Genomic DNA, 1,793 nt, shown 5'->3' with positions numbered 1-1,793 from the left:
GATAAGCCTGTTATCCCCGGGGTAGCTTTTATCCGTTGAGCGATGGCCCTTCCATGCGGAACCACCGGATCACTAAGCCCGACTTTCGTCCCTGCTCGACTTGTAGGTCTCGCAGTCAAGCTCCCTTCTGCCTTTACACTCTGCGAATGATTTCCAACCATTCTGAGGGAACCTTTGGGCGCCTCCGTTACCTTTTGGGAGGCGACCGCCCCAGTCAAACTGCCTACCTGACACTGTCTCCGAACCGGATCACGGTTCTGGGTTAGAATGTTCGTACAGCCAGGGTGGTATCCCACCGGCGCCTCCACCGAAGCTAGCGCTCCGGTTTCCTAGGCTCCCACCTATCCTGTACAAGCTGTACCAACATTCAATATCAGGCTACAGTAAAGCTCCACGGGGTCTTTCCGTCCTGTCGCGGGTAATGCGCATCTTCACGCATAGTATAATTTCACCGGGTCTCTCGTTGAGACAGTGCCCAAGTCGTTGCACCTTTCGTGCGGGTCGGAACTTACCCGACAAGGAATTTCGCTACCTTAGGACCGTTATAGTTACGGCCGCCGTTCACTGGGGCTTCGTTTCAACGCTTCGTGCCAAAGGCACTAACGCATCCACTTAACCTTCCAGCACCGGGCAGGTGTCAGCCCCTATACTTCGCCTTGCGGCTTCGCAGAGACCTGTGTTTTTGATAAACAGTCGCTTGGGCCTATTCACTGCGGCTCCCCAGGCTCGTAGCCTGAGTGAGCACCCCTTCTCCCGAAGTTACGGGGTCATTTTGCCGAGTTCCTTAACGAGAGTTCTCCCGATCACCTTAGGATACTCTCCTCGCCTACCTGTGTCGGTTTACGGTACGGGCACCTCCATCCTCGCTAGAGGATTTTCTTGGCAGTGTGAAATCAGGAACTTCGGTACTCAATTTCCCTCCCCATCACAGCTCAAGCGTACAGTGTGCGGATTTGCCTACACACAACCCTTGCTGCTTGGACGCGCTTATCCAATAACGCGCTTTCCTTATCCTCCTGCGTCCCCCCGTTACTCAAACGGATGGGAGGTGGTACAGGAATGTCAACCTGTTGGCCATCGCCTACGCCTTTCGGCCTCGGCTTAGGTCCCGACTGACCCTGAGCGGACGAGCCTTCCTCAGGAAACCTTAGGCATACGGTGAAGAAGATTCTCACTTCTTTTTCGCTACTCATACCGGCATTCTCACTTCTAAGCGCTCCACCAGTCCTCACGGTCTGACTTCAACGCCCTTAGAACGCTCTCCTACCATTGTCCTGCGGACAATCCGCAGCTTCGGTGATGTGTTTAGCCCCGGTACATTTTCGGCGCGGCGTCACTCGACCAGTGAGCTATTACGCACTCTTTCAATGATGGCTGCTTCTAAGCCAACATCCTGGTTGTCTAAGCAACGCCACATCCTTTTCCACTTAACACATACTTAGGGACCTTAGCTGGCGGTCTGGGCTGTTCCCCTCTCGACTATGAACCTTATCACCCATAGTCTAACTCCCAGTCATAAGTCATTGGCATTCGGAGTTTGACTGAATTCGGTAACCCGGGAAGGGCCCCTCGTCCAATCAGTGCTCTACCTCCAAGACTCTTTTGCTGAGGCTAGCCCGAAAGCTATTTCGGAGAGAACCAGCTATCTCTGTGTTCGATTGGCATTTCACCCCTACCCACACCTCATCCCCGCACTTTTCAACGTACGTGGGTTCGGGCCTCCAGTAAGTGTTACCTTACCTTCACCCTGGACATGGGTAGATCACACAGTTTCGGGTCTACGACCAACGACT

General features: G+C 53.8%; 1 rRNA gene. It reads right to left on the bottom strand.

Features of this window, described 5'->3' with window-relative positions:
• Nucleotides 1-1,793: ribosomal RNA gene (locus FPQ13_RS12965) — 23S ribosomal RNA — on the bottom strand; the annotation flags it as partial.

The organism is Allobacillus salarius, from assembly GCF_007559425.1.
GTDB lineage: Bacteria > Bacillota > Bacilli > Bacillales > Alkalibacillaceae > Allobacillus > Allobacillus salarius.
Note: the sequence above shows the minus strand (reverse complement) of the source record. Positions and strands in the feature narration are given on the sequence as shown.